Origin of the sequence: Phenylobacterium sp., from assembly GCF_013911965.1 — a bacterium.
GTDB lineage: Bacteria > Pseudomonadota > Alphaproteobacteria > Caulobacterales > Caulobacteraceae > Phenylobacterium.
Genome location: NZ_JACESE010000014.1, coordinates 41,910 through 64,453, shown reverse-complemented (window position 1 = coordinate 64,453; position 22,544 = coordinate 41,910). Strand labels below are relative to the sequence as shown.

Below are 22,544 nucleotides of genomic sequence, written 5' to 3'. Positions count from 1 at the left end.
AATCCTCCGCCGGGCGACGTTGAAATATGTGGTTGTTTGTGGGAATTGGCCCTGATAGCGAGGGTCCGTGATGCGTAGCGCGAATCCCAAGGATATGAAGCAGTTGAACCAGGGCCCGCGGCTGGCCGAGATCCTTCGGCTGCTGGACGAGCGGGCGTTCTGGACCGTTTCGGAACTGGCCCAACGGTTCGAGGTGTCCGAGGAGACCATCCGCCGCGACGCCCGTCAGCTCGAGCAGAGCGGCGTCGTCCAGAAGGTCCATGGCGGACTTTCGGCGACCAGCAACAAGATCGAGGCGCCCTACCGGATCCGCCTGCGCGAGAACGCGGCCGCCAAGCAGCACATCGCCCGCAAGGCGGCCGAGCTGGTGAGCGACGGGATGACGCTCCTGATCGACTCGGGCACGAGCTGTCACTGGCTCGCCCGCAACCTGGCCTCGACGCGCAACCTGACCATCGTCACCAACAGCGTCGAGATCGCCCACGAGGTGCTCGGCAATCCGGGCCAGCGGCTTCTGCTGGCCGGCGGCCAGATCAACCCCATTCACAACGCCGCGTTCGGCCCGGAGGCGCAGGCCTTCTGCCAGCGCTTCGCCCCGGATCTGACCATCCTGTCGATGGGCGCGGTGGACGCCGAGCGCGGTCTGCTGGACTTCGACGCCGACGAGGCCGCGTTCAAGCAGAGCCTGCTCGGCCAGGCGCGGCGCATCGTGGTGCTGGCCGACCATTCCAAGTTCACCAAGTCGGGCTTCATCCAGGTGGCCGCCTTCCGCGACGTGCAGGATCTGGTCACCGACAAGGAGCCGCCCGCCGCCTTGCGGCAGGCCTGCGCCGAGGCGGGCACGCGCATCCACATCGCCGAGGGCGAAAGCAACGACCTGCCGCAGACCGGCGTCAGCCTGGCCCGCGCCGGGGGATAGGCGCAGGCCCGCGCCGGAGCGTTTGAGGGAATGACGATGCAGGATCGCCGCAGCTTCATCCGCGCCATGATGGCGACGGCCGGCGCCGCCGGCGCCTTCACCCCCGCCATCGCCCGCGCCCTGGAGATCGGGCCCGATCGCCGGACCGGCACGATCGCCGATGTCGGCCACGTGGTCATACTCACCCAGGAGAACCGCTCCTTCGACCACTACTTCGGCACCATGCGGGGCGTTCGCGGCTTCGGCGACCGCTTTGCGATTCCCGCCCCGCCCCTGCCGGGCGCGCCGGATCGGACGGTCTTCGTCCAGCCCAATGCGCAGGCCGGGGCCGAGCCCGCCCTGCTGGCGCCGTTCCGGCTGGATACGGCCGCCGACTTCCGCCTCTACCGGCCGCTCGGCACGCCGCACGGTTTCGGCGACAGCCAGGCCGCCTGGGACAATGGCCGCATGGGCGAGTGGCCGCGCTTCAAGCAGAACCATGCGATGGCCCACTTCGCGCGCGAGGACCTGCCCTTCCAGTTCGCCCTGGCCGAGGCCTTCACCCTCTGCGACGCCTATCACTGCGCCCTGCACACCAGCACCAACCCGAACCGCCTGTTCATCTGGAGCGGGACGCACGATCCCCTGGGCCAGGCGAACGGGCCGGCCATCGACAACGGCTACGACACGCTCGAGGGCGATCCGCTGAAGCACGGCGGCTATCTCTGGGCGACCTATCCGGAGCGCCTGCTGGCCGCCGGCGTCGGCTTCCAGATCTATCAGGACATGGCCGACAACTTCACCGACAACCCCCTGGTCGGCTTCCAGTCCTACCGCCGGGCGCAAGGCGCCGCCGGGGCGGCGGCGGCCCTGCTGGCGCGCCGGACCACGACAACGCGCACCCTGGACGACCTCAAGCAGGACGTGCTGGCCGGTCGCCTGCCGGAGGTTTCCTGGATCATCGCCCCGGCCGCCCTGTCCGAGCATCCGAGCGTCTCCACGCCGCTGCAGGGCGCCGACTATGCGGCGCAGGTGCTGGAGGCGCTCACCGCCAATCCGGCCGTCTGGGCGCGCACGGCGCTGTTCATCAATTTCGACGAGAACGACGGCCTGTTCGATCACGCGCCGCCGCCCGCCCCGCCGGCGCGCGAGGGAGGCCGCACGCTGGGCGCGACCACCATCCCGGCCGAGGACGAGTATCATGCCCATGTGCAGGGCGACGCCGACGCGCCTTATCAGGGTCGCCCCTACGGGCTGGGCATGCGGGTGCCGATGTACGTCGTCTCCCCCTGGAGCCGGGGCGGGCACGTCGCCTCCGAGGTCTTCGACCACACCAGCATCCTGCGCTTCCTCGAAGCGCGGTTCGGCGTGCGCGAGCCGAACATCAGCGCCTGGCGGCGCGCCGTGTGCGGCGACCTGACCTCCTGTTTCGACTTCGCCGCGCCCGACGACGTGGACTTCATGCCGGCGCTGCCGGCCACGGCGGCCCTGTCGGAGCGCGCCGGCCGCCTGGACGAGGTGAAGCCGCCCCTCCCCGACCGTCTGCAGGCGCCCGAGCAGGAGACCGGTCTGCGCCGCCGGCGCCCCACGCCCTACCGGCTCGACGCCGTGCTGCAGGTCGAGGACGGCCGCGGCGCGCTGCGCTTCGTCAACCGCTCGGCCGAACGGGCGGCGGTGTTCCACGTCTATGACGTCGCCCGGCCAGACCAGACCCCGGCGCGCTACACCGTCGGCGCCGGCCAGTCGCTCGCCCACCCGCTGCCGGCCGGGGAGCCGCTCGACCTCTTTGTGCTGGCGCCCAACGGTTTTCACCGGCGGCTGGTCGGCCGGGGCGACCTCTTCTCCGCCGCCCTCGACGAGACTTCCGGCGACCGTCCGGTCCTGCGCCTGACCAACCTGTCGCCAGACAACCTGACCCTCGCCATGTCGGATATGTCCTATGGCGCGCCCCCGGAGGTGATCGCCCTGGCCCCGGGGGAGGTGCGCGCCCATCGGCTGGACCTGGCCGAAAGCCATGGCTGGTATGACCGGAGCTTCTCGGCGGCGGGACAGACCTGGAGGATCGCCGGCCACGTCGAGGACGGCGCGCCGTCCTATTCCGATCCGGCCGGCGGCGGCCCGGGGCCCCTTCGGCTCGCCACGGCGGCCTGAAGACCCGCAGGCAGGGCCGGCCTCACCGCACGCGGATGTCGACGCTGATGCGCACCGCGTCGTGGCGCCAGTATTCGTGGTCGAACTCCACCACGCGCCCCTGTGCGTCATAGCTGGTGCGCTGGACGGCCAGGCCCGGAAGGCCGGACTTCACCCGCAGCGCCGCGGCGTGCTCGCCGGTCAGGGCGCAGGGCTGCATGCTGACCTGGTTGCGCGCCACCGACAGGCCGTAGCCGCCCTTCAGTATGTCGGTCAGCGACTGGTCGAGGCTGTGGCGGAGGAGATCCGGGGCGAGCGCCGCGTCCACGACGATACGCTCCACCAGCACCGCACGCTCGTCCACATAGCGCCGCCGGCGGATCAGGTAGAGGGGAGCGCCGAGCGGCCGTCCGAACACCTCGGCCAGCAGAGGATCGGCCGCGATGGTTTCGGCGGAAATGGTCTCGGTGCGCGGACGGCGGCCTTGCGCCTCCACATAGGAGAGGAAGCCCTCCCAGCGCGTGGGGTCGTAGACGACCGGCGGCGGCGAGACGTACCAGCCGCTGCGGTCGCGCCGATAGACCAGGCCCTCGGCCTCCAGCTGGAAAAGGGCTTCGCGGATGGTGCCGCGCGCCACGCCGAGTTCGCCTTGCAGGCCCCGCTCCGACGGCAGCTTGTCGCCGGGCCGCAGCGCGCCCTGGGCGATCCGGGCGGCGATCTCGTCGCGCAGGCTCAGATAGTGCAGGCCCTCGGACCTCGCAGCGGGCACGGAGTCGGCCATTGGGTTCCCAGCATTGTCAGGCCCTGTGATCCGGCCAAGGCCGGTGCGCCGTCAAGCGCCATGCGTCCGGGCGCGGCATTTCACGAAAGCTTCGCGCTCCCGCCCCGCTCCGTTTGGTACATACCAGATCAGGCTTGAACAGGTCACGATCCGCCGGGCGTCCGGCGGGCGCCCGCCCCGATGGAGCTCGTCATGCCCGCCCCCTCCCGCAGCTTGCCCGCGCTGGCCGCGCTGGCCGTCCTTCTCCTGTCCGCCGCCGCTCCGGCCGCCGCGCAGAGTTCCGGCGCCGCGCCCAAGGCCGGCCACGTCATCATCATCGGGGTGGACGGCATGAGTCCCGACGGCGTGCTGAAGGCCGATACGCCCACCCTCGACGAGATGATGGCCGGCGGCAGCTGGAGCCTGCACGCCCGCGGCGTGCTGCCGACCACCAGCGGCGCCAACTGGGCCTCGATCCTGACCGGCGCGGGGCCCGAGCAGCACGGCGTGACCAGCAACGACTGGCAGGTGAGCGAATTCAACTTCCCGACCTCCGTCACCGGCTCGGGCGGCTTCTTCCCCTCCATCTTCCAGGTCATCACCGACCAGCATCCCGAATGGGAGGTGGGCTCGATCTACGACTGGGACGGCTTCGGCAATCTCTACGACCACCGTTTCGTGGACTACGACGCCCATGGCGAGGGCGAGGATGCGACCACCGACCTGGCGGTGGACTACATCAAGGCCAAACGGCCCGCCTTCCTCTTCGTCCATCTCGACCTGGTGGATCACGCCGGCCATGCCTACGGCCACGGGACGCCGAAATACTACGCGTCGGTCGCCAAGGCCGACCGGCTGATCGCCCGGATCCGCCAGGCCGTGGCCGAGGCCGGCATCGCCGACGATACGGCGATCCTGGTCACCTCCGACCATGGCGGCGTGGGCAAGGGCCACGGGGGCGAGAGCCTGGCGGAGCTGGAGATTCCCTGGATCGCCTACGGCAAGTCGATCCAGCGCGGCCAGGCGCTGGACCTGCCGATCAACACCTTCGACACGCCGGCGACGGCGGCGCGGCTGCTCGGCGTGAAGATCCCCTATGCCTGGCTCGGCCGGCCCGTGGCCCCCGCCATCGCCGGCGAGACGGCGCCGGACCAGGCCTATCGGGCAAGCAGCTTCTACGCCTCGCCGGTGATCGAGCCGGCCGGCGAAGGCAACGATCCGGCCGGCGGCCTGTTCGTCGGCGGCCCGGCGCAGATGACGCTGCGCAATCCGAACAAGGTGGGGGAGATCCGCTACACCCTGGACAACACGATCCCCACCGCCCAGTCGGCGCTCTATGCCGGGCCCGTGGAGATCGCGCGCAACACCATCGTGCGCGCCACCCTGTTCGTCGACGGCCAGCCGGCCAGCGTGCCGGCCATCGCCTATTTCCGCGTCCTCGACGCGGCGACGGCGGAGGCGCGCGGCCTGACCTATTCGGTCTATCTGCTGCCGGAAGGACCGGTCCGACTTCCGGACTTCGGCCCGCTTCAGCCGGTGGCGACCGGCCGGACCTACGAGCCGAGCCTGACCGGGCTCACCCTTCCCCGCGGCGACAGCGTCGCCGTGGTCTTCGAGGGGCGGATCGATGTCCCGAAGGACGGCTTCTACAGCTTCTCCCTCGCCTCGGACGACGGCAGCAAGCTCTACATCGACGGCAAGACGGTGGTCGACAATGACGGCGACCACGGCGTGATCACCGCCCGGGGCTCGACCTATCTGCAACGGGGACGGCGGGCCCTCCGGGTGGAATGGTTCAACAATGGCGGCGGCGCCTGGCTCGGCGCCTATTTCGAAGGTCCCGGCATCCCGCGCCAGTTCATCGACCCGAACCTGCTGAGCCCCCGCTGAAGGGGGCCGGCGGGGCCTGGGCGGAGCGGTCAGGCCTCTGGTATAGTCCAGCAACATCAACACCGGATCGCGTCATGACCGCCGGCCCCTCGCCCGAGACCTTTGTCGATACGATCCTCGCCCTCTTCGCCCGCCGGGGCGGCGACCACTATGGCGAGGCCGTGACGCAGCTGGACCACGCCCTGCAGACCGCCCATCACGCCCGGAGCGAGGGCCAGGCCGACGCCCTCGTCGCCGCCGCCCTGCTGCACGACATCGGCCACCTGCTGCAGAAGCACGGCGAGGACGCCGCCGACCGCGGGGTCGACGCCCTGCACGAGCGGATCGGCGCCGCCTGGCTGGCGCAGGGCTTCGGGACGGAGGTCACCGAACCGGTGCGTCTGCACGTGGACGCCAAACGCTATCTGGCGCTGCGCGAGCCGGGCTATCTCGAAGCGCTGAGCCCCGCCTCGCGCCAGAGCCTGGGCCTGCAGGGCGGTCCGATGGACGCCGCCGAAGCCGAGGCGTTCGAACGGCTGCCGGCCTTCGACGCCGCCATCCGGCTGCGCCGCTACGACGAGCGCGGCAAGGCCGAAGGGGTGAGCGTCGCGCCGTTTTCCGACTATCGGCCGATGCTGATCGAACTCGCCCGCCGCGGCTGATCAGCTGCGCCGGGCGGCCTCGGCCTCCAGGGCCGGGATCAGGTCGGCGACCGTATCGACGACGATGTCGGCGCCCGCCGCCAGGAGGCGCTCGCCGGCGGCCTTCAGCAGGTCGGCGCGAGCCTTGGCGTCGAGGGCCGACAGCGCCTCGGCGGCCAGCCCCACCGCGTTGCCCGAAGCCGCGACGCCGACGGTGAAGCAGCCGGCGTTGCGCCCCTCGGCGACGCCCGCCTCGGCGTCGTCCACCTTGACCACGCGCGCCAGGGGCCAGACGCCGAGATCGACGCAGGCCTTGTAGACCATCAGCGGCGAGGGGCGGCCCTCGGGCGTCTCATGGGCGCAGACCGTCAGGTCGGGCGCGTAGCCCTGGGCGGCGGCCCGGTCGAGGATCGCCTGCATCATCTGGCGCGTGTAGCCCGTGCAGGAGGCGATCTTCAGCCCCTGCGCCCGCAGTCGGGCCACTGTCTCGGCCGCGCCGGGGATCAGGTCCGCCGTCTCGCCCGCCAGACGGATCATCGGCGCCTGCAGGTCGGCCATGACCCGGTCGACCGCCGCCTGATCGGGCGCCGCGCCGTGCGCCGCCCGCCAGGCCTCGGCGATGCGGGGCTGCTCGAACATGGCCCGGACGTGGTCGGCCTTGGCCCGGCCCATGTCGCGTCGCGCCTCGGCCTCGTCCACCGGCGCGCCGAGGCCGGCGAAGGCCTCCATCAGCGCCAGGACGGGGGCGCGGCTGCCGAAGTCGACCATGGTGCCCGCCCAGTCGAACACGACCATGTCGAAGTGCTTGCGAATCCCGCTCATGGGGTCTCCTCGAAGAGATCGGCGATCACCTCCTCCCCGAAGGCGAAGGCGGTGGAGGCGCCGTTGCCGGCGGTGACGAGGGCCAGCCGCACGCGCTCGTGCGGCGCAGCGATCAGGCTGTCCTGCGGTCCGCGGGCATAGGTTCCGGTCCAGCGCTGCAGGACGGGCGGCGCGTCCCGGCCCGTCGCCGCACGCCATTCGTCCAGGATCAGCCGGTCGACCGCCTCGCTGGCGAACGGATCGGGCGTGGGGGCGTCGTGGTGGCTGTCGCCCACCACCAAGGCGCCGTCGCCGTCCTGGACGGCGATGAGATGGACGCCATGGGCCAGCGCCTCGCCCTGCTCCGCCTGCAGCCGTTCGCGCAGGGCCGCCGCCTCGGGCAGGGCCGCGTAGCCGCCATAGCGGACGAGGCCGAGGTCCGACATCACCGGCGACGGCAAGGCGAAGCCTGGCGGCGCCAGGCGCATCATCTGCAGCTTGCAGCGGACCAGGCCCGCATCGGCCAGCAGGCCGGGATAGAGGCTGACGAGATCATCGCCCGGGCAGACCACGGCCGCCTCGGCCTCGATCGCGCCTCGGGCGGTGGCGATGCGCGGCGGCGCCACCTCATGGACCGCCGTCTGGCGCAGGACGTCGACGCCGAATCGCGCCGTCAGCCAGGCCGCCAGGCGGGGAATCGCCGTGCGGGAATCCACGCGCCGCTCGTGGGGGCTCCACAGAACGGCGGCCGTCTCCGGCCCGGTCGCCTCCGGCGCCCGCGCCCGCGCCGCCTGCGGAGAGAGCAGCCGGCATTCCTCGCCCATCTCGGTGCGCAGGAAGGCTTCGAGCACCGCCACGGCCTCGGGCCGGCGCACCGGCAGCCAGAGGCCGCGCTGCAGGACCTCGATCCCCGCCTCGCCGGCGATCTCGTCCCAGACCTCGCGGCTGCGGCGCGCCCGCGCCCAGATCCCGCCGCGAGGCTGGCCGGTGACCGTGACGAAGCCGAAGTTGCGGACCGACGCGCCGTTGGCCTGAGCGTCCCGATCGATCACCACCACCGAGCGGCCGCGGCGCGCCGCGGCCAGGGCGCAGGCGAGCCCGACGATCCCGGCGCCGACCACGGCGAGGTCATAGCGCGCCTTCATCCCGATCGCCCTCCCCGGCCGCCCTCGAACCTCGTCTTCACGCGCCGCAAGCCCGCCCCCCGTCATCCAGTCGTCGCAGGATTGGTCTAGACCACGCGAGTGCAACAAGGGCAAGACAAGTGATCGAGCAGCTGCGCCTCCGGCTGGCGCGGGCGCACCCCGCAGCCTTCGTCCTGTTCGCCGGTCTGGCCGGCTTCTGCGCCTATTTCTCGATGTACGCCTTCCGCAAGCCGTTCACGGCGGCGACCTTCGACGACGTCGGCGGCTGGGACTTCGCGCTCGACTACAAGATCGCCCTCGTGCTGGCCCAGGTCGCCGGCTACGCCCTCTCCAAGCTGGCCGGCGTCAAGATCATCTCCGAGATGCGGCCCGAGCGCCGCGCAGGAGCGATCGTCCTGCTGATCGGCCTGTCCTGGGTCGCGCTGGTGCTGTTCGCCGTCATCCCGGCGCCCTGGAACGTGGCGGCGCTCTTCCTGAACGGCCTGCCCCTCGGGCTCATCTGGGGTCTGGTGTTCGGCTTCATGGAGGGCCGGCGCACCAGCGAGGTCCTGGGCGCCATCCTCTGCGCCAGCTTCATCCTGTCGTCCGGGGTGGTGAAGTCGGTGGGCAAGGCGCTGATGGAGGTCGCCCAGGTCAGCCCCTTCTGGATGCCGGCGGCCACGGGCGTGGTCTTCATGCCGCTGCTGGCCGTTTCGGTCCTGGCGCTTGCGGCCCTGCCCCCGCCCTCGCCCTCCGACGAGGCCGAGCGCGTGGCCCGGCGGCCGATGATGGCCAAGGAGCGCGCCGCCTTCCTGGCCGCCCACTGGCCGGTCGTCGTGCTGCTGGTGGCGGCCTATGTGCTGCTGACGGCCTTCCGCGACCTGCGCGACAACTTCGCCGCCGAGATCTGGCGGGCCCTCGGCTATGGCGACGCCGCCGCCGTCTTCACCGCCAGCGAGGGCCCGGTGGCCGTGCTGTCCCTCGTCGCCATGGGCGTGCTGATCACGGTGAAGAACAACGGCCGCGCCCTGCTCTTCATGCACGGCGTCATTCTGGCCGGCTTCGCCCTGCTGGGCGCCTCGACCCTCGCCTTCCAGAACGGTCTGCTCTCGCCCATCGCCTGGATGATCGCCAGCGGGGCGGGCCTCTACCTCGCCTACACGCCGTTCAACGCCATGCTGTTCGACCGGATGATCGCCTATTCCGGCACGGTCGCCACCGCCGGCTTCCTGATCTATGTCGCCGACGCCTCGGGTTATCTCGGCAGCGTCGCCCTGCTGCTGGTGCGCAACTTCGCCGCCATCGACCTGCCCTGGCTGCCCTTCTTCGTCGGCGCGGCCTACGCCACCAGCCTCGCCGGCCTCGGCCTCGTCGCCGCGGCCGCCGCCCTCTTCCTGCGCGACCGATCCGCCCCCTCGCCCGCGGCGCCGGCGGGCCCGCCGGCGAGCGTCGCCCCGTAACCGGGAGCCTGCGGCTCCTCTGATCCGGCGGCGGACGAGCCCGGCGCGTCTGCACATTGGCAGAACCTAGTTATTCACCCTCATGAGAGTGAATGTTGACTCCGCGGGCCGATCGTGTCCCCATCCCTGCGAACGTCGGCGCTGATGACCGACGTCGAGGGAGGACAAGAGATGAGGGCGTATCTTCTCGCCTCAGCGTGCGCGGTCGCGTGCGCCGGGGCTTCGACGACGGCCATGGCGCAGGCGCCACAGGCCAGCGCCAGAGGCGAGGTCTCGGTCGTGGAGGAGGTGATCGTCACCGCCACCCGACGCGAAGAGCGGCTTCAGGACGTTCCGCTCAGCATCACGACGCTGTCGCAGGAGGAACTCACCCGCAAGGGCGTCGTGGGCTATGAGGGCCTCGCCTACGAGACGCCGGGCGTGGTGCTGAACCGGGCCAGCGCCAACTTCAACAACTTCACCGCCCGCGGCATTTCCACCAACGGCTACAACGCCAACCTGCAGAGCACGGTGGCGATCTATATCGACGAGCTGCCGATCTCGGCGAACGGCAACTCGACCATCCTCGATCCCACCCTGTTCGACGTGGAGCGGATCGAGTTCCTGCGCGGGCCCCAGGGCACCCTCTTCGGCTCGGGCTCCCTGGCGGGCGCCCTGCGCATCCTGACCAAGAAGCCCAATCCCGCCGCCTTCGAAGCCGAGGCCCTGGTCGACCTCGGCATGACCGACGGCGACGCCCTGCGCCAGCGCTACAACGCCATGGTCAACATCCCCCTGCAGGAGGACAAGCTGGCCCTGCGCATCGTCGGCTTCCTGCGCGACGAGGAAGGCTACATCGACAATGTCGGCACCGGGATCGAAGGCTCAAACGCCCTGGACGCCTGGGGCGCTCGCGCCAGCCTGCTGTGGGAGCCCACCGACCGGCTCTCGGTGCGCCTGACCGCCTCCCACGAGGACAGCGACCCCAAGGACTCCTCGCTCACCAGCCCCTCGCTCGGGATCGACAAGCGCATCTCCGACCGCCCGGACCTGTTCACCGGCGAGATGACCAACCAGAACGTCACGGTCGAGTACCAGTTCGACGGCGCCCGCCTGACCAGCTCGTCCACCTGGTCGGAGTTCAACCAGACCTTCTATGTCGACCTGGCGGGCACCTTCGCCCAGGCCATCGCCTTCGCGCTCGACGCCGACGCCTATGACGACACCTTCGTGCAGGAGACGCGGCTGGTCTCCGACCCCGGCGGGCGGTTCGACTGGTCGGTGGGCGGCTTCTATTTCGAGCGTCGGCGCGACGTGGACTTCGGCTATCGGTCGCGGGCCGACTTCCTGGCCGCGCGGGGCATCACCGGCCTGCCGGACGAGTACTACCAGCGGCTTTACAACCACACCATCGCCCACGAAGCCGCCGCCTTCGGCGAGCTGACCTACCGCTTCACCGACGACTTCTGGGTCACCGCCGGCCTGCGCTACGGCTCCATCGACGCCCAGGCCTTCACCGAAGGCGGCTACAACAGCAACTATCTCGCCGTCGCCCTGGCGGGCGGCTCCGGGCCGCTGACGGTGACGCCGATCGTCGAGGCCGAAGGGGTCAAGGCGGAGGAGACCGGTCCGTCCTACCGCTTCAGCGTCTCCTGGCGTCCGCAGCCGAACATGACCGTCTACGGCGCGGTGGCCACCGGCTTCCGGGCGCCCGTGGTGAACGCCTTCGCCGGGCGCGTCAGCCTGCTCGACCCGACCGACCTGGTGATCCCGGCCGGCGCGGAGTCCGACAATCTGATCAACTACGAGGTCGGGCTGAAAGGCCGCTGGCTGGACGGCCGGCTGAGCGCCAATCTGGCCCTCTACCGGATCGACTGGAACGACATCCAGGTCCAGGCCAACCGGGTGTCCGACTCCGTCCAGTTCGCCACCAATATCGGGGGCGCCATCAGCCAGGGCCTGGAGTTCGAACTCCTCGCCGCCCCGCATCCGAACTGGACGGTGGCGCTCAACGGCTCGGTCAACGATTCCGAGGTCGACGACCTGTCGCCCCAGGAGGCGGCCATTTCGGGGGCCGAAGAGGGCGTGCGCCTCTCCGGGCCCCAGTTCCAGGGGTCGCTGGTGACCAGCTATCGCTTTCCCGTCGGCCAGACGGCGGAGGGCAACGCCTCGCTGTCGATCCAGCGGGTGGGCTCGTTCCCCAACACCTTCCCCAACACGCCGGGCCGCCCCGCGGTCCCGATGCCCACCTACGACCACACCGACGCCTACACGACGGTCAACGCCAATGTGGCGGCCGCCTTCGAGCACTTCACCGTCGGGGCCTATGTGGAGAACCTGTTCGACGACCGGTCGGTGACCTACGTCCACCCCGAGGCCTTCCTGGCCAGCCGCTACGCCCGCGTGCGCCCGCGCACCGTCGGCGTCCGTGTCCGGTACGTCTACTGATGTCGGGCGAGGCGACTTCCCCCGCCGCGGCCGTCACCGCCCGCCCAGGCCCTGCGGCCTGGGCGGTGCTGGCGACCCTGTGCTTCATCTATGTGCTCAACTTCCTGGACCGGCAGCTCCTGTCGATCCTGGCCAAGCCGATCCAGGACGAGCTGGGCGTCACCGACGGGCAGCTCGGCCTGATCAGCGGCCTCTACTTCGCCCTCTTCTATTGCGTGCTGGCCATCCCGGTGGGGTGGCTGGCCGATCGCACGAACCGGGTGAAGGTGCTGTCGATCGCCTGCGGCCTGTGGAGCGCGGCCACCGCCGCCTGCGGCCTGGCCGGCAGCTATCCCCAGCTGGCGGCGGCGCGGATGGCGGTGGGCGTCGGCGAGGCCGGCGGCGTGCCGCCCTCCTACGCCATCATCTCCGACTACTTCCCCTCGGGCGCCCGAGGAACGGCGCTCAGCCTGTTCAACCTGGGCCCGCCCATCGGCCAGGCCATCGGCATCGCCTTCGGGGCCTCGATCGCCGCAGCCTATTCCTGGCGGCTCGCCTTCCTCTGGGTGGGCGCCGTCGGGGTGGTCACCGCGCTTGGCGTCTGGTTCTTCGTACGCGAACCGCGGCGCGGCGCCCTGGACACGCCGCCGCCGGACAAGGTGGTCGACGCCACCACGGCGGCCCCTCCCCCGGCCGGCTTCTTGTCCACCTGCCGCACCTTTTTCACCCATCCGGTCCTGTTGCGGACGGCCCTGGCCTGCGCGGCCACCCAGTTCATCACCTATGCCGTGCTGAACTTCACGACCCTGTTCCTGATGCGGGAAAAGGGCATGACCCTGCAGCAGGTGGCCGTCTGGTACGCCCTGCTGATCGGAATCGGCGTCAGCGCCGGCATGTTCGCCTCCGGGCGGCTGATCGACCGGTTCGCGCCGCGGTGGAAGGCGGCCTACGCCTACATCCCGGCCGCCGGCCTGGCCCTGGCCGCGCCGCTGTTCGTGGGCTTCGTCTGGGCGCCGACCTGGCCCCTGGCGCTGGTCTTCCTCGCCCTGCCCACGGGCCTGAACTACTTCTACCTCTCGCCTGCCGTCACCCTGGTGCAGGAGGAGGTCCGTCCCGACCAGCGGACCCTGGCCGGCGCTCTCCTGCTGCTGGTCATGAACCTGATCGGGCTGGGCCTTGGCCCCACCTATCTGGGCTTCGTCAGCGACTGGCTGCGGCCGAGCCATCCGGACAATTCGCTGCAGCTGGCCTTCTACAGCCTGGTCCCGTTCTACGCCCTGGCGGTGGGGGCCTTCCTGTGGCTGGCGCGCGCCATTCGCCGCGAGAGCCAGGAGACGGCCGCATGAGACAGAGTCTGGTCGCCTTCCTGGCCGCCTCGGCCCTCGCCCTGCCGGCCGCGGCCCTGGCCGAGCGCCCCGTCGTCGAAACCGCCTCCGGCCCCGTGGCCGGCGAGACCACCGACGGCGTCCGCGTCTTCAAGGGCCTGCCCTACGCGGCCGCGCCGGTCGGCCAGGCCCGCTGGCGTCCGCCCGCCCCGCCGGCGGCCTGGACGAAGGTGCGCGACGCCACGCGCTTCGGCGCGGCCTGTCCCCAGCCGCCGTCGCGGCCCGGCAGCATCTACGCCGCCCGCCACGCCGCGCTCAGCGAGGACTGCCTGTTCCTCAACATCTGGGCCCCGGCCGACGCCCGGAAGGCGCCCGTCTTCGTGTGGATCCACGGCGGCTCGCTGGTGACCGGCGCCGGCAGCGAGGCCATGTACGACGGGACGAACCTCGCCGCCGAGGGTCTCGTCGTGGTCACGCTCAACTACCGTCTGGGCGTGCTCGGCTATCTCGCCCATCCGGAACTCAGCGCCGAATCGCCCGACGGCGTCTCCGGCAACTACGGCCTGCTGGACCAGATCGCGGCCCTGGAATGGGTGCGGGACAATATCGCCGCCTTCGGGGGCGATCCCGGCAACGTCACCACCGCGGGGGAATCAGCCGGCGCGCTCAGCGTCATGTACCTGATGGCGTCGCCGGCGGCGCGGGGCCTCTTCCACAAGGCGGTCGCCCAGAGCGCCTACATGATCTCGACGCCGGAGCTGAAGGCCGCCCGCCACGGCGCGCTGGCGGCCGAGGCCGCCGGCCTCGAGCTTGGCCGTCGGCTCGAAGCCCGCAGCCTGGCGCGCCTGCGGGCCATGGACGCCGACAAGCTGATCCTCGAGGCCGCCCTCGCCGGCTTCCAGCCCTGGGGCGCGATCGACGGCAAGGTCCTGCCCCGCCAACTGGTGGAGACCTTCGACCGCGGAGAGCAGGCGCCCGTCCCCATCCTCGCCGGCTTCAACCAGGGGGAGATCCGGTCCCTCCGCTTCCTGGCGCCGCCCCCGCCCGACACCCCCTCGGCCTACGAGGCGCTGATCCGGGCGCGATACGGCGACCTGGCCGAAGACTTCCTGGCGCTCTACCCGGCCGCCGATCCGGGCGAGAGCGTCCTGGCCGCGCCGCGCGACGCCCTCTATGGCTGGACGGCCGAACGCCTGGCCCGCCGCCAGACAGCGCTCGGCCAGGGCGCCTGGCTCTACCTCTTCGACCACGGCTATCCGGCGGCGCAGGCCCTGGACCTCCACGCCTTCCACGCCGCGGAGATCCCCTACGTGTTCGGAACCCATGACCGCACGCCGACGAAGTGGCCGAAGCCGCCGGACACGCCGGCCGAGGCGGCGCTGTCGGCGGCCATGACGCGCTACTGGGCGAGCTTCGCCCGCGACGGCGCGCCCGCCGCCGCCGGCGCGCCCGCCTGGCGCCCCTATGGAGAGACTGAGGCCTTCATGCGCTTCGCCGACGCGCCCAAGCCGGGCGAGAACCTGATGCCGGGCATGTTCGAGCTGCACGAAGAGGTGGTTTGCCGCCGGCGTCAGGAGGGGCAGACCCCCTGGAACTGGAATGTCGGCGTGGTCGCGCCGGCGCTCCCGGCCGGAGGGTCGCCATGCCCGTAGCCGACGGGGAGATGCAGGCCTACGCCCTGACCCTCGACAAGTTCCTCGACCACGCCGCCCGGTGGACGCCGAACGCCGAGGTCGTCACCGCCCGGCCGGACGGGCGCAGCGACCGCATCGGCTATGCCGGGCTTCGCGAACGCGCCCGCCGCGTCTCCCAGGCGCTCGCCGACCTGGGAGTGCGGGCGGGCGACCGGGTTGCGACCCTGGCCTGGAACAGCCAGGCGCACCTCGAGGTCTGGTATGGGATCATGGCCATGGGGGCGGTCTGCCACACGCTCAATCCCCGTCTGACGGCCGATCAGCTTGCGGCCATGATCGGACGTTCGGAGGCGCGGCTCCTCATCGCCAGCGGCGACCTCGCCAGCCTCGCCGACCAGATCGCCCGCGCCGCGCCGGCCGGGCCGCGCGTCCTGGTGATCGATCCGGAGCCGGCGGACGAGGCCGAGGCGGCGCGCCCTGATCTTCAGCCCCTGATCGACGCCGCCGAGCCAAGGGTCGAATGGGGCCGGTTCGACGAGACCGCCCCGTGCGGCCTTTGCTTCACCTCCGGGACGACCGGGGCGCCGAAGGGCGTCACCTACACCCACCGCTCCAGCTACCTGCACACCCTGCGCCTGCTGCAGGCCGACGTGCTGGGCCTGACCGTGCGGGACCGCCTGCTGGTGGCGGTGCCGATGTTCCACGCCAACGCCTGGGGCCTGCCCTTCGCCGCCCCGGCGGCCGGCGCGGCCCTGGTGCTGCCCGGCCGGCGTCTGGACGGCGCCGCCCTGGCCCGGCTGATCGACGAGGAGCGCGTCACCGTCGGCGTCGGGGTGGCGACGGTCTGGCTGGGCCTTCTCGAACATCTGGAGGCGACGGGCGCCGAAACCCCCTCGCTCGAACGGCTGGTGGTGGGCGGCGCGCCGCTCGCTCCGGCGCTGATGGCGCGGCTCGAAGAGCGCCTCGGCGTCACCGTCCAGACGAGCTGGGGCATGACCGAGCTGTCGCCATCGGGCACCTTCGCCCGGCCCAACGACCCGGAACGCGCGGCCGCCCGTTCGGGTCGCCCGGCCGTCGGGGTGGACCTGCTGCTGACGGACGACCAGGGCCGTCCCCTGCCGGAGCAGCGGGGCGTCGAGGGGCACCTGAGGGTCAAGGGGGCCGCCGTCCTGCGCCGCTATTTCGGCGAGGCCCAGCCGGCCACGGACGCCGACGGCTGGTTCCCCACCGGCGACCTGGCGCGCATCGACGAGTCCGGGGAGTTGACGATCACCGGACGGGCCAAGGATCTGATCAAGTCGGGGGGCGAATGGATCAACCCCGCCGAGATCGAGGCCGTGGTCGCCGAGCTGCCGCAGGTGTCTCTGGCCGCGGTCATCGGGCGGCCCCATCCGAAGTGGGGCGAGCGGCCGGTGCTGGTGGTGCAGACACGGGACGGCGAGATCAGCGACGAGGCGCTCCTTTCGCCTTTGCGCAGCCGGGTGGCGCCGTGGTGGATTCCCGACGCCGTGATCCGGCTGGAGGCGATGCCCCTGGCCGCGACTGGTAAGATCGACAAGTCCCGTCTGAGAGCTGAGTATGGCCGCGAGTAAGCCCCATCCCGAGATCGCATTGACAGCCGCCGCAGCGCCGCCCTCCCGCCAGAAGGCCGCCACGCCCCCGCGCAAGACCGCACGCCCGACCAAGGAGCAGCAGCGCGCCGACAAGATGGAGCAGATCCTCGACGCGGCCGAGCGCCTGTTCTCGCGCCACGGCCTGCACGGGGTGACGCTGAAGGACGTGGCCAAGGAGGTCGGCGTCCACCACACGCTCCTGAACTACTATTTCAACGACAAGAAGCAGCTGTTCGACGCGGTCTTCGCCCGCCGTGCGGTCGTGACGCGCGATCTGCGGATGGCGGCCCTGGACCGCTACGACGCCGAGACAGGCGGCAAGCCCACGGTCGAGGGCGCCCTGCGCGCCTTCCTCGACACCGACCTTGACCTCTACACCCAGGGGGGCGAGCCTTGGAAGAACTACGGCGCTCTGAGCGCCCAGGTGGCCAATACGCCCGAATGGGGCGCCGAGCTGATGGACCAGCACTTCGACCCCGTGGTGCTGCGCCTGATCGACCTGTTAAAGAAGGCCCTGCCCGACTGCGCGGAGGCCGACATCTTCTGGGGCTACCACTTCGTCACCGGCGCCCTGATGCTGACGCTCGCGCGCACCGGACGCATCGACAAGCTGTCGAACGGGGTGTGCAGTTCCGAGGACTTCGTCGCGGTGAAGGAACGGATGGCCGCCTTCATGGCCGGCGGCTTCATGACGATCTGCAAGCCCAAGGGCGGGGCCGGCGCCTAGGCTCCGGCCGGCGCCGCAAGGGGGCCCGGTTCGACGCGAACGACGGTGAGCGCCTCGTCCCTGGAGAGTTCGCGCCCAAGAGCGCGCACGGCGCCTCGCCGCCTGTCATCGGCGGCGAGAGGACCGCGTTCTAGAATTCCGCCCAACCTTCGGACTCGGCGTCCATCTCCTCACGCCGCAGCGCGCCGCCGCCGCCGGCATGACGCGCGATGGTCTTCAACGCCGGCTGGGCGCGGCGGGAAGACGCTGGCGGCTGAGCTGAGGTCTGTCCGGTCTTGAAGCGGGCCATCAGACGCTGCAGCTCGCGGGCTTCCTGAGCGAGACTGTGGCTGGCCGCGGTGGATTCCTCGACCATCGCAGCGTTCTGCTGGGTGACCTGGTCCATCTGATTGACGGCCGTGTTCACCTGATGAAGCCCCGTGGCCTGCTCCTGGGCGGAGGAGGCGATCGCGGAGACCACGCCGTTGATCTCGGCCACTTGCGCCACGATCCGGTTGAGCGCTTCGCCCGTCTGTCCGACGAGGGAAACGCCCTGCGAGACCTGATTGCTCGAGTTGGAGATCAGGGTCTTGATCTGCTTGGCCGCCTCCGCCGAACGCTGGGCCAGCGCCCGGACTTCGGACGCCACGACAGCGAAGCCCTTGCCGGCGTCGCCGGCCCGGGCGGCTTCCACCCCGGCGTTCAGGGCGAGCAGATTGGTCTGGAAGGCGATCTCGTCGATCACCCCGATGATATTGCCGATCTCGGACGATGACTTTTCGATCTCGGCCATGGCGGCGATCGCGTCCCTCACGACGCTGCCCGAGTGCTCGGCGTCCCGCTTCGCCGCAGACACCACGTCCCGCGCAGCATTCGCGCCTTCGGCCGTCTTGCGCACGGTGACGGTGATCTGGTCGAGGGCGGCGGCGGTCTCCTCCAGGCTGGCGGCCTGCTGCTCGGTTCGCTTGGAGAGGTCGTCCGAAGCCTGTGTGATTTCGCCCGATCCCGAGTGAATGCCCTGGGTCGCGCCGCCGATCACGGTCATCGTCTCCTGGAGCGACTCCATGGCGGCGTTGAAGTCGGACCGGAGCTGCTCGTAGTCCGGCGCGAAGGCCTCGGTCAGGCGGAAGGTGAGGTCGCCGGCCGCCAGCTTGCCCAGTCCGCTCGCCAGCGATTCGACCACCAGAGCCTGCTGCTGCGCCAGGGCGGCCTTGGCCACCTCGGCGCGCCGGCGCTCCTCCTCGGCCGCCTTGGCCTGCTCGGCGGTAAGGCCCTCCAGCCGGAGCTTCTCGATGGCGGCGTCCTTGAACGTCTGAACCGCCGCGGCCATTTGGCCGATCTCGTCGGACCGGTCGGCTGCGGGAACAGCCACCGTGTTGTCCCCCTGAGCCAGCCGCCGCATCACCTCCGTCAGGCGGGAGACCGGCGCTCCAATGGTGCGCGAGAGCAGGAGCCACATGACCGCCGAAGCGAGGGCGGCCAGCACCCCGCCGATGAGGAGCGAGAGGCGCGCATTGGCCGCGTCCTGGTCCCGGCGGGCGGACCGCTCGTCCAGCAACGCGGTCTCCGTCGAGCGGATCTCGTCCAGAAGGGCTCGGATGCCGTCCATCGCCTTCTTGCCCGCCGCCGAAGCTTCGAGGGCGCGGGCCGCTTCGATGGTCGAGGGATCCTTCATCTGCTGGATTTCGACCTCGGCGACGCCGACGCGCCATTCCTCGGCGAAGCCTTTGAGGGCTGCGATCCGCTCCTGCTGCTGCGGGTTGTCTGCGGTGAGGGTCTCCAGCGTCTCGACTGCGGCCGCGTAGCGCTTCAGCCCCGCATGATAGGGCTCAAGGAAGCTCTCATCGCCGGACACGAGGTATCCTCTCACCCCCGTCTCCTGATCGACCATGGCGGAGCCGACGGCTTCAGCCTCCGCCAGCACCTTGTAGGTGTGCGTGTTCCAGCGGGTCGCCTCCTCAACCGCCTGCGAACGCTGGAAGGAGATCACCGAGGCGCCCAAAGAAATTGCAAGCACGACGCTGAATGCAACCAGGAGTTTCTTTGAAACCGCCAGACCCTCGAAGAAGCGCATGCAGGAATTCCTTTGCCGAGACGGGGCAGACCTGTGATCTCCGGCGATTAATTCACGCTTAATTTTCCGCCTCGCCGCGACCCTATTCTTGAGCGGTGAGAAAAAAGGCGCTTGGAGCCTCCTGTGGGGGCTGCCGCTAGCGACATCCAGGCCACGACGAACGCCCGAATGAAGAAAAATGGCCCCGCAGCCAGGCTGAGGGGCCAAGTGGGAGGCTGGCAGTCAGGCGCGCCGCCCATCCTCCTTCCCCGGGTGGACCACCCTGCGCGCCTCGACACAGTCTCGCGCACCGGCAGGACGATCCGATTGCCGATGATCAAGGGCCAGCTTGACCTCCGCCCAGGCCCCTCGGCCGCGCCCGGGCGAAGATGGGCCGCCGGCAAAAGGAGGCCGCCCGTGAACCTGCAAGAGGCCAAGGCGATCGTCGGGCCGCTCCGGCGCTGCGAGGTGAAGCGCCTGGCCGCCAACCTTGCGGATCAAGCTCGGCGCTCACCGCTGGACAGACGGCGTCTCGCCGCCGCGCGGCTCATTCTGCGGCACAAGTAGGAGGCCGCCGGCGGCGGGTGCTCCGCGCGGGACCCGGGACGAGGTCGCCGGGGCGAGCTTCGGTGCGACGCTAGGCCGCTGGACGAGGATCACCGAAACGGGCGCCGGCCCGCTCGACGAACATGGGTCTTCATGACAACCTAAGCGCGATTTCCCGGCTTCGGAGCCCACATGGACGAAGACCGCATCCGGCAATTGAACATCGAGCACTTCCAGCGCCTTCTGGCGCGAGCCGATCTTGACCCGCAGACCCGCGCCACGGTGGAAGGCCTGCTGGCTGAGGCGCGCCGGCGGAACGTCGCAGCCGCCGCCGCCGGGGAAGACCGGCGACACACATAGCCGCGGCAGGTCCGGCCGGCGCGTCGCCCGCTTCAGGCGAACTGCGGAAAGAGCACGTTGTTTTCCAGATGGATGTGCTCACGCAGGTCGGCGTCGAGCTTGCGGCACATCTCGTAGAGGGCTCGCCAGGTCGTGCAGGCGCCCGGCGGCGGCGCGAAGTCGGTGGTCAGGCGCGCCAGTTCCTCCAGTTGCTCGCCCACGTCCAGGTGCTCCGCCACCATCCGCTCGATGGGAAAGGCGATCATCGGCCCGCCGCCGCGCAGCATCATCGGGAAGAGCACGGCTTCCTCCTTCTGCTGGTGGCCTTCCAGATCGTCGAACATCAACGCCAGGTGATCGGCCAGGCCATGCGGACAGTCGTCCTTGGCCCGGTGGACCGCCTCCACGCGGCGCGCCAATCGGATCGCTTCGGGGAATTCTGCGCGATGAACCTCGTGATAGCGCGTCAGGATGTGGGGGATCAGGGCGCTGGGATCGCTCGGCGGGCCCGCCTCATCAGGACCAAGGGCCTCCAGCTCGGACTGCAGCTGCACGACCGGGAGACCGCGCCGCGCCGCGGCCTGCGACAGCGAAGCCGCGCCATTGCAGCAGAAGTCGATCTTGTGCCGCCGGAAGACGGCCGTGGCGCCGGGGCGGCTGATGGCGATGTCACGAACACAGGTGTCTGGGGAAATCATGAGAACCTCCGATGGACTCCTGTAGGCCCGCCGCGTCCGACCTGCCTTGGCGCCCGCCGCTTGCGGCCTTGATCTTCGTCAGCCGGAGACGCTTCGCCTCAGAGTTGCGAGGCCAGGGCCGCGCGGACGCTCTGGAAGTGCTCGAAGGGAAATTTCATCGGCACGCCTTCGAGGGTCGTGGCCAGCATTTCCAGATGGGCGTCCCAGCCTGCGAGGGCGCGCGCGGCGTCCTCCGCGAGGGGCACGCTGACCGAGAGGAGCAGTCGCGTCTCGCCACGGCCGATCTCCCGCAGCCGCCAGCGTAGCGGACGCAGCGGCTCGCCAGGCGCGCTCCAGGAATAGTCGAGCGCCTGGCCTGGTATGGCCTCCGTCACGAGGCTGTCGATCACCGCGCCGCTCTGTCCGAAGTCGAGCCGCGCCGCCCCGCCCCGCTGCGGCTCCACCTGCCCCTCCGCCAGCCAGAGCGGCAGAAGATGCGGCTCGGTGAGGTGGCGCCAGATGAGGTCCGGCGGGTGGCCGAGGTCGCGGCTCAACACGCCTTCCACATGGCTGTCGGTGCGCCGCAGCGCCCGCGCGCAGGTCGTAAGAGGCATGGTTCCTCCGGGGCTCGAGGGGCGAGGCTAGCGCGCCGCGAGGACGCGAACCTCGAGCGGGGCGGCGGCCGCGAGCCCCTGGGCGCGCAGGCTGGCATAGGTGCGAAGGGTGCGCGCCGCCGCGGTGTCACGGCACCATCGCAGGTCCAGGGGCTCGAGCTCGCTGTTGCGCAGGGCCGCGCCGCAAACCTGGCCCGCAGCTTCGCGGACGTCCCTTCGGACCGCCTCGGGCGCGCGGCCGAGGTAGGCGACGGTGGTGGTGGTGGCCTCTCGCCCCTCCACCGCGACGTCGGCCACGGTCTGAGCGTGGGCGCCGTTCAGGGCCAGGGATGCGCCCGCCAAGACGATGGAAAGCGCGACGGACGCGCCGGCGAGAGAGTCGATACGCAGATTGAGACGCATGAGGGTCCTCCCCGTTCATGCGCCAAGCCTGATCCGCCGCCCCCTCGTCCGCCATGGCGGCGGTCAAACGCCGGCTTGATCATCGTCGGGCGGCCAAATGACATCCGCCGATCGGATTCCCCCTGTCGCAGGCTAAGCCCGTCACGTGGCTCCCTGGCGGAGCTGCGACAAATGCAACCGGAGGCGCCTGGCTTGACGCATCGCAAGTACGACGGGGGCGGCCGCGCCCTAGTCAGGGCTCCTCGAACCGCGGGGACGCCTATGCTTCAGACACTCAACGCCGCGCCGCAGGCGGCGAACACCACCGTCCTGTTCTTCGGCGCCGTCGGGGACCAACTCGGACGGAGCCACCGGCTCCATCTGCCGCCCGGCGGCGTCTCCGCCTCCGAACTGAGACGCCTTCTCTCGGCGCAGCTGCCGCAGGCGGAGGCGGCGCTCACCGCGCCCGGCGTACGGATGGCGGTGGACAAGGTTCTCACCGCCGGAGACGTTCACGTGCAGGCCGGCGCCGAAGTCGCCTTCTTCTCCGCCTTCTCCGGAGGTTGA

20 protein-coding genes are annotated in these 22,544 nt (G+C 70.8%); 13 read left to right on the top strand and 7 right to left on the bottom strand.

The genetic code is table 11. From position 1 onward, the window contains the following. Window positions 1–94: 94 nt before the first annotated feature. Window positions 95–919: a DeoR/GlpR family DNA-binding transcription regulator gene (locus H2041_RS14450; protein WP_293413778.1), complete on the top strand. Its 825-nt coding sequence runs from the start codon at window positions 95–97 to the stop codon at window positions 917–919. A gap of 30 nt (window positions 920–949) precedes the next feature. Further along, window positions 950–3,049, top strand: coding sequence for a phosphocholine-specific phospholipase C (locus H2041_RS14445; RefSeq protein WP_293413776.1), 2,100 nt, complete (start codon window positions 950–952; stop codon window positions 3,047–3,049). Between the two features lie 22 nt (window positions 3,050–3,071). Here H2041_RS14445 and H2041_RS14440 read toward each other — a convergent pair whose 3' ends face one another. Beyond that, window positions 3,072–3,809: a UTRA domain-containing protein gene (locus H2041_RS14440; RefSeq protein ID WP_293413774.1), complete on the bottom strand. Its 738-nt coding sequence runs from the start codon at window positions 3,807–3,809 to the stop codon at window positions 3,072–3,074. A 192-nt stretch (window positions 3,810–4,001) separates the two neighbouring features. Between H2041_RS14440 and H2041_RS14435 the strand changes: the two genes are divergently transcribed. Together H2041_RS14435 and H2041_RS14430 are read left to right on the top strand one after the other, a co-directional pair. Then, window positions 4,002–5,678, top strand: coding sequence for an alkaline phosphatase family protein (locus tag H2041_RS14435; protein WP_293413772.1), 1,677 nt, complete (start codon window positions 4,002–4,004; stop codon window positions 5,676–5,678). 74 nt (window positions 5,679–5,752) lie between these two features. Next, window positions 5,753–6,319: a phosphonate degradation HD-domain oxygenase gene (locus tag H2041_RS14430; protein WP_293413770.1), complete on the top strand. Its 567-nt coding sequence runs from the start codon at window positions 5,753–5,755 to the stop codon at window positions 6,317–6,319. Here H2041_RS14430 and phnX read toward each other — a convergent pair whose 3' ends face one another. Together phnX and H2041_RS14420 are read right to left on the bottom strand one after the other, a co-directional pair. Continuing rightward, window positions 6,320–7,120: a phosphonoacetaldehyde hydrolase gene (phnX, locus tag H2041_RS14425; RefSeq protein WP_293413768.1), complete on the bottom strand. Its 801-nt coding sequence runs from the start codon at window positions 7,118–7,120 to the stop codon at window positions 6,320–6,322. It abuts the gene before it with no gap. Continuing rightward, entirely contained in the window at window positions 7,117–8,244 is a 1,128-nt protein-coding gene (locus tag H2041_RS14420; protein WP_293413766.1) for a TIGR03364 family FAD-dependent oxidoreductase, read from the bottom strand. Before H2041_RS14420 ends, phnX begins: the two co-directional genes overlap by 4 nt. Before the next feature lie 122 nt (window positions 8,245–8,366). Between H2041_RS14420 and H2041_RS14415 the strand changes: the two genes are divergently transcribed. The 6 genes from H2041_RS14415 (at window position 8,367) to H2041_RS14390 (ending at window position 17,388) form a co-directional block, all read left to right on the top strand. Then, window positions 8,367–9,683: a DUF5690 family protein gene (locus tag H2041_RS14415; protein WP_293413842.1), complete on the top strand. Its 1,317-nt coding sequence runs from the start codon at window positions 8,367–8,369 to the stop codon at window positions 9,681–9,683. Between the two features lie 234 nt (window positions 9,684–9,917). Further along, a complete protein-coding gene (locus H2041_RS14410; protein ID WP_293413764.1) occupies window positions 9,918–12,110 on the top strand; it encodes a TonB-dependent receptor in 2,193 nt (730 codons plus the stop codon). Further along, window positions 12,110–13,435, top strand: a complete 1,326-nt coding sequence (locus tag H2041_RS14405; RefSeq protein WP_293413762.1) for an MFS transporter — start codon at window positions 12,110–12,112, stop codon at window positions 13,433–13,435. Before H2041_RS14410 ends, H2041_RS14405 begins: the two co-directional genes overlap by 1 nt. Beyond that, window positions 13,432–15,066, top strand: a complete 1,635-nt coding sequence (locus tag H2041_RS14400; RefSeq protein WP_293413760.1) for a carboxylesterase family protein — start codon at window positions 13,432–13,434, stop codon at window positions 15,064–15,066. Before H2041_RS14405 ends, H2041_RS14400 begins: the two co-directional genes overlap by 4 nt. Next, window positions 15,057–16,640, top strand: coding sequence for an AMP-binding protein (locus H2041_RS14395; RefSeq protein ID WP_293413758.1), 1,584 nt, complete (start codon window positions 15,057–15,059; stop codon window positions 16,638–16,640). The genes H2041_RS14400 and H2041_RS14395 overlap by 10 nt, the downstream gene beginning before the upstream one ends. 115 nt (window positions 16,641–16,755) lie before the next feature. After that, window positions 16,756–17,388, top strand: coding sequence for a TetR/AcrR family transcriptional regulator (locus tag H2041_RS14390; RefSeq protein ID WP_293413840.1), 633 nt, complete (start codon window positions 16,756–16,758; stop codon window positions 17,386–17,388). 130 nt (window positions 17,389–17,518) lie between these two features. On the opposite strand, the gene H2041_RS14385 is transcribed toward H2041_RS14390, so the two are convergent. Then, the gene (locus H2041_RS14385) at window positions 17,519–19,441 is read right to left on the bottom strand and encodes a methyl-accepting chemotaxis protein (protein ID WP_293413756.1); all 1,923 of its coding nucleotides are present in this window, start codon (window positions 19,439–19,441) and stop codon (window positions 17,519–17,521) included. Window positions 19,442–19,837: 396 nt separating this feature from the next. On the opposite strand from H2041_RS14385, the gene H2041_RS14380 reads away from it, so the two are divergent. Beyond that, window positions 19,838–19,987 (top strand): hypothetical protein, encoded by a 150-nt coding sequence (locus tag H2041_RS14380; protein WP_293413754.1) that lies wholly within the window; start codon window positions 19,838–19,840, stop codon window positions 19,985–19,987. A gap of 171 nt (window positions 19,988–20,158) precedes the next feature. Beyond that, a complete protein-coding gene (locus tag H2041_RS14375) occupies window positions 20,159–20,326 on the top strand; it encodes a hypothetical protein (RefSeq protein ID WP_293413752.1) in 168 nt (55 codons plus the stop codon). Window positions 20,327–20,358: 32 nt separating this feature from the next. On the opposite strand, the gene H2041_RS14370 is transcribed toward H2041_RS14375, so the two are convergent. The 3 genes from H2041_RS14370 to H2041_RS14360 form a co-directional block, all read right to left on the bottom strand. Beyond that, window positions 20,359–21,003 (bottom strand): DUF542 domain-containing protein, encoded by a 645-nt coding sequence (locus H2041_RS14370; RefSeq protein WP_293413750.1) that lies wholly within the window; start codon window positions 21,001–21,003, stop codon window positions 20,359–20,361. 98 nt (window positions 21,004–21,101) lie between these two features. Then, window positions 21,102–21,596 (bottom strand): SRPBCC domain-containing protein, encoded by a 495-nt coding sequence (locus H2041_RS14365; RefSeq protein WP_293413748.1) that lies wholly within the window; start codon window positions 21,594–21,596, stop codon window positions 21,102–21,104. Between the two features lie 27 nt (window positions 21,597–21,623). Then, a complete protein-coding gene (locus H2041_RS14360) occupies window positions 21,624–21,998 on the bottom strand; it encodes a hypothetical protein (protein WP_293413746.1) in 375 nt (124 codons plus the stop codon). 261 nt (window positions 21,999–22,259) lie between these two features. On the opposite strand from H2041_RS14360, the gene H2041_RS14355 reads away from it, so the two are divergent. Then, window positions 22,260–22,544: a MoaD/ThiS family protein gene (locus tag H2041_RS14355; protein ID WP_293413744.1), complete on the top strand. Its 285-nt coding sequence runs from the start codon at window positions 22,260–22,262 to the stop codon at window positions 22,542–22,544.

Coding starts and splice junctions, on each gene's coding strand:
- H2041_RS14440 (WP_293413774.1), bottom strand. CDS start 3,809: ATGGCCGACTCCGTGCCCGCTGCGAGGTCCGAGGGCCTGCACTATCTG.
- H2041_RS14360 (WP_293413746.1), bottom strand. CDS start 21,998: ATGCGTCTCAATCTGCGTATCGACTCTCTCGCCGGCGCGTCCGTCGCG.
- H2041_RS14445 (WP_293413776.1), top strand. CDS start 950: ATGACGATGCAGGATCGCCGCAGCTTCATCCGCGCCATGATGGCGACG.
- H2041_RS14385 (WP_293413756.1), bottom strand. CDS start 19,441: ATGCGCTTCTTCGAGGGTCTGGCGGTTTCAAAGAAACTCCTGGTTGCA.
- H2041_RS14375 (WP_293413752.1), top strand. CDS start 20,159: ATGGACGAAGACCGCATCCGGCAATTGAACATCGAGCACTTCCAGCGC.
- H2041_RS14365 (WP_293413748.1), bottom strand. CDS start 21,596: ATGCCTCTTACGACCTGCGCGCGGGCGCTGCGGCGCACCGACAGCCAT.
- H2041_RS14390 (WP_293413840.1), top strand. CDS start 16,756: ATGGAGCAGATCCTCGACGCGGCCGAGCGCCTGTTCTCGCGCCACGGC.
- H2041_RS14430 (WP_293413770.1), top strand. CDS start 5,753: ATGACCGCCGGCCCCTCGCCCGAGACCTTTGTCGATACGATCCTCGCC.
- H2041_RS14435 (WP_293413772.1), top strand. CDS start 4,002: ATGCCCGCCCCCTCCCGCAGCTTGCCCGCGCTGGCCGCGCTGGCCGTC.
- H2041_RS14355 (WP_293413744.1), top strand. CDS start 22,260: ATGCTTCAGACACTCAACGCCGCGCCGCAGGCGGCGAACACCACCGTC.
- H2041_RS14405 (WP_293413762.1), top strand. CDS start 12,110: ATGTCGGGCGAGGCGACTTCCCCCGCCGCGGCCGTCACCGCCCGCCCA.
- phnX (WP_293413768.1), bottom strand. CDS start 7,120: ATGAGCGGGATTCGCAAGCACTTCGACATGGTCGTGTTCGACTGGGCG.
- H2041_RS14450 (WP_293413778.1), top strand. CDS start 95: ATGAAGCAGTTGAACCAGGGCCCGCGGCTGGCCGAGATCCTTCGGCTG.
- H2041_RS14395 (WP_293413758.1), top strand. CDS start 15,057: ATGCCCGTAGCCGACGGGGAGATGCAGGCCTACGCCCTGACCCTCGAC.
- H2041_RS14370 (WP_293413750.1), bottom strand. CDS start 21,003: ATGATTTCCCCAGACACCTGTGTTCGTGACATCGCCATCAGCCGCCCC.
- H2041_RS14400 (WP_293413760.1), top strand. CDS start 13,432: ATGAGACAGAGTCTGGTCGCCTTCCTGGCCGCCTCGGCCCTCGCCCTG.
- H2041_RS14420 (WP_293413766.1), bottom strand. CDS start 8,244: ATGAAGGCGCGCTATGACCTCGCCGTGGTCGGCGCCGGGATCGTCGGG.
- H2041_RS14410 (WP_293413764.1), top strand. CDS start 9,918: ATGGCGCAGGCGCCACAGGCCAGCGCCAGAGGCGAGGTCTCGGTCGTG.